This window comes from Acaryochloris sp. IP29b_bin.148 (genome assembly GCF_028285565.1).
GTDB lineage: Bacteria > Cyanobacteriota > Cyanobacteriia > Thermosynechococcales > Thermosynechococcaceae > Acaryochloris.
In genome coordinates, this window is the sequence record NZ_JANQOY010000027.1 from 1 (window position 1) to 4,015 (window position 4,015).

A 4,015-nucleotide genomic window follows, 5' to 3' on the forward strand; every position below is an offset into this window, starting at 1 on the left:
TTTGTTGCAGCATGTCTTCTAATGCGTCTTCGATAATTTTCCAGTCGAAGTCTGGAAATATATCCGTGTCTTCGATGAGCTGCAAGGAGCCGTGCAGTGCGGCGATGGGCTCTTTTTGCTCGGCGGCTTGTTGCAGGCTGCGTTGCAAGACGCTCGTCATCTGGTGCAGTTCGCTTTGTTCCGCGAGGGTTAGGGGCCTGGGTTTGTTCATTGGGAGGTGCAAACCCTTGAGCGGGTGATGAAGGACGGGTAAACGTGGTCAGAGCATCTTGGAGCTTGTGCAGTAATTGGTTGCACTGAGCTGCAATCTGCTCAAAATCGGCCACTGACAAAAACCGAATATGACCGAGGTCGTCCAGTTCATCAATGTCAAGATGGATGCGTTTGTCTGTTTGCTTCCACCAGGCGACCTCTACACTGTAACCCCAGTCCTTCAGCAGTGCCCAGGTTGCCCGATATTGCCGTAGTACTGATTTGTTTTGAATGGCTCCAGCATCGGGGTAGAACTCGACAATTGGTGTCCCAAGCTGGGCTAGCGTTGCTTTCAGGGTTTCAGGGGATGCCGCGAACAATCCCCCCGCTGCACCGATGGTCACTTGGCCTAGCCTTTGAGCAAGCAAGTGAGGCTTAGCGCCTGTCCCCTCAACGAGTGCGATAGCGTCTCTGGTGATTTGTTCTGGACGATGGACGGATAAGGGTAATTCACCATTGGAAAGGTGAGGGGTGGGTCCGTGGGGTCGTTTCTTGGTTTTACCTGTGAGCCAGTAGTAGCGACCGCCCTCAGCGGTTCGTGCCCTGACTTGGAATCCGACGATAAGGCCATCCGCATCAACGATGGGGCAGAGATAGCCTGGTCTTGGGGTAATCAAGGATTGACCGTCTAAGCCAATTCCCGATAAGGTATGGGGCAGTTCAGAAGTGAGGGATTGCCACTGCTCAACTGACTTTACCCCCCAAGCGTTGATTTGCTCAGTGGTGAATCCCCGTCGATGCAAGTCAGCCCGATCTGCTGGGTGCAAGGTGAGCTGGTCAAGGAGTTGACGGTAGTGCTGATCCCGTTCAATTGCGGGTAGGGATTGGGCATGGCGTTGGGCCTCGGCTTGGGCACGTTGTTCCCGAAGAATGCGCTGCTCTTGCCATCGACGCTCCCTTTCTTCCTGGCTGAGGTCTTGCCCGTCATCTGGGATGTATTTACCCCAGAGTCCATCTTTGGATTGACCGAGGTAGCGATATCCCTCGATCTGGCCTGATAGGGTCATGCAGAGATTGAGATTGCCTGCCCTCCTGCATTTGCCTGTGGTGTCCCCGCAGAGGGCGCAAGGGTTGGAGCGATTTGTGGCGTGGAGTTTACTCGTAGTGCTCTGAAAGCTAGACATGGACTAGCTCCCATGCCCATAGCTGGGTGCGAAAAAGATGGTTCATTTATGAACTCCCTTAAGTTTTCTGGATGTAGCGAAAGGGAGCCGTGGCAAAGGTTTCAGCAAAAACTTGCATTTAGTTGCAAGCTAAGGCTAAAATCTAAGCACGGTAAAACCCAGGTAACCCATGCCCGAGGCCAATCAAGCTAAGGTTCCCGCCCTACCGCAAAATATATGTCTACGACATTCCCCTTCTGTTTCAGTTGGGGTTTGATCGTTTAAAGGGTTCTTAATCCATAAAGCACCTCCTGATTGGTTAAGTAATAGGGTTTAAATACACTGAAAGCCGTGATCGATCAAGCTTTTAGCGTATTTATATACCTAGATACACAGCACCAATTGAATAGGGTACTGTCAAGAAATGTCTCAAGAGTTTGTTCTCAAGAAAATTTTGAGGACTGAACTAGGTTTGACTACTGCTGAACGCAGATAAAGCTAATCAAAGCTTGAATGATGTTAGACAATACCAACTTCGACTGGAAGCCAAGGTCGGAGATAGGCAGAAGAGTTTTTTGGATTGGCAGATTGCTCACCGCGATCATACAACAAAAAAATAATTAGCGGAGCGTTTGGTATTAGATACCTCCGACACTTAGTAGTTTCGGTTTGATTTTAAATAATTTTGCGGGACGATCACGATCACAGTAAATGACGGGAGCTATATTCTCAATAACAAATCTCTATTGAAAATATCTATAACCTTTTCTATAGGTCAGTTTTTTCTAGAATCCTTATTCTATCTACATTATAGTAATAACCTAGAAATTAGCAGGATGATTTTTTGAATGTGAGATATTTGAGTTGGAAATCTAGAAATGCTATGTCAAAAGCTATGTCTGTCTGTCTGTAGACGAGCAAAAAGCTATGTTAAAAGCTATGTCTAACGAAAGGTTACACTTTCCTAATTGGTTGCTTGGTGACTGACCAGGCAGTGAGGGCATCTGAGCAACGCTGGGGATCAGGCTCAGCACAGTAACAGGGGCATTCAAGAACATCTATCAAGACGAACAAAGAGGGGTCAATAAGGTTGATCATTACTACCGGGTCATTTGCATCTGTTGTCCCTGACACGCAATTTTCAGTAATCACTCTTATAGTTTCTAGATGAAAGTCTTCGCCGTGTGAAGTATAGAACAGTAAGGCATTCATTGAATTTTCTGGAATGGTTTTAGGCCAGTCCTCCAATGTTTCCAAGAAGATCATAAATAACCCAATTTCACGAGGTAGTAGTCCTTGAAATTTCTTGGAAGATGGATCTCCACAAAATAAATAGTGCGATTTGCCTAACTTCCAAAGGTCGCCTTGATTAACATTTCTGGTTTGTTCTTCCGAAGGTTTGGTGGTGGCAGCCTTTTTCTTCGTCCGCTTTCGTATAGGCTTTTTCTTGTCAGCTTGAGAGCCTTGACGAAGACCAGTAGTGTCTATCTCGTAAACAGTACCACCTCTAATTGCCATGCGAGTATTGGGATCAACATTTTTTGTAGATTCATCCATCTGGCTATAGCGACCAGATAGCTCGGCTCTGATTACACCAACAAATCCATGACTCACTCCACACCGTCTAGCGATTTCTCGGTCACTCCATTTTCGCCATTCATGGTCACGAACGAGCCTATTAACTGCACGGCGCTTGTCGGCGTTTGTCCGTCTTAATCCGTGTGCCGCATTAGCTCCAACAGAGTGTAGAACAGCATCGCGTTGTGTACCCGGATGTACCTCAGCGGTAACTTCTTCTCTTCCAATGGCTTCTTTAGCGCGTACTCTATGAAACCCATCAGCTAGCCAGTATTCTTTGCCATCATAATAAATAATGACAGGTGGGAATTTTGCCCCTCGCTTCATGTCCTCTGCGTAGTCAGCTACTACCTCTTCAAATAATTTGGCACGGGGTTGTGTTCCTCCATCCATGCGAATTTTTGCTATTTCAACAGCTTGAATAGAGGACTCTGAAGATTCGCTTTGGGGTGGTGGAGAAGGCATCAAGAATTAGCGGCATACAACAGCATACCGCTATGAAAGCATCTAAGCCTTTTGGTAACAAGCTTCTCAGTGAACTGAGATTACTTCATGAAGTTGCGTTAAGCAAACATTCTTGGTGTTCCGCAGCAGCGCTGCGCCGCCTTCGCCTCCTTTGACGATTAGGTGATTTTTTCTTGAGGGTTAAATAATGTTCTGCTTCTATATAGCTTTCAGTCTCTATTGGATCATTACGATTGTCAACTGTGGTAGCTGCATAGGTGGACTGACGCGATTGATGTTGAATTTTAGGTTTCTCCACTGGGAGCTTTTGCAAAGGTTCAGGAGGTGAATAGTTTATCCTTTGCTGTGGTTGGTCATAGCATTGCGTTTCTCTCCTTTGTTGCTCAAGGGTTTCTGCATAGGCAGATTGTATCGTCCAACGCAGTCGTGAATCGATACAAGCGCGTATGTCTGCCTGTAACTCAGCCCCAGTATCTTCAAAGAAGTCTTGAGGCAGTTGGTCCAGTAATTCCTTGGGAATAGTTTGTAGAAACTGTTCCACAATGGCTTTGGCTGACTCTGATGCAATACTTTGGATGTCAGTGGGTCTTTCCATCAGCTTGCAGTTACCTCAATAA

Annotated in this window: 3 protein-coding genes; all 3 read right to left on the minus strand. The window is 46.6% G+C overall.

The genetic code is table 11. The features are described 5' to 3' along the window. Positions 1 to 1,376, minus strand: a 1,376-nt coding sequence (locus tag Q0986_RS02550; protein ID WP_299403240.1) for a hypothetical protein, incomplete at its 3' end; no start/stop codon positions are given. A gap of 933 nt (positions 1,377 to 2,309) precedes the next feature. Further along, the gene (locus Q0986_RS02555) at positions 2,310 to 3,398 is read right to left on the minus strand and encodes a ParB/RepB/Spo0J family partition protein (protein WP_299403243.1); all 1,089 of its coding nucleotides are present in this window, start codon (positions 3,396 to 3,398) and stop codon (positions 2,310 to 2,312) included. Between the two features lie 85 nt (positions 3,399 to 3,483). After that, a complete protein-coding gene (locus Q0986_RS02560; RefSeq protein ID WP_299403247.1) occupies positions 3,484 to 3,993 on the minus strand; it encodes a hypothetical protein in 510 nt (169 codons plus the stop codon). Between the last annotated feature and the right edge of the window lie 22 nt (positions 3,994 to 4,015).

Excerpts from the sequence above, each read along its gene's own strand:
- Q0986_RS02555 (WP_299403243.1), bottom strand. The coding sequence starts at position 3,398 with ATGCCTTCTCCACCACCCCAAAGCGAATCTTCAGAGTCCTCTATTCAA.
- Q0986_RS02560 (WP_299403247.1), bottom strand. The coding sequence starts at position 3,993 with ATGGAAAGACCCACTGACATCCAAAGTATTGCATCAGAGTCAGCCAAA.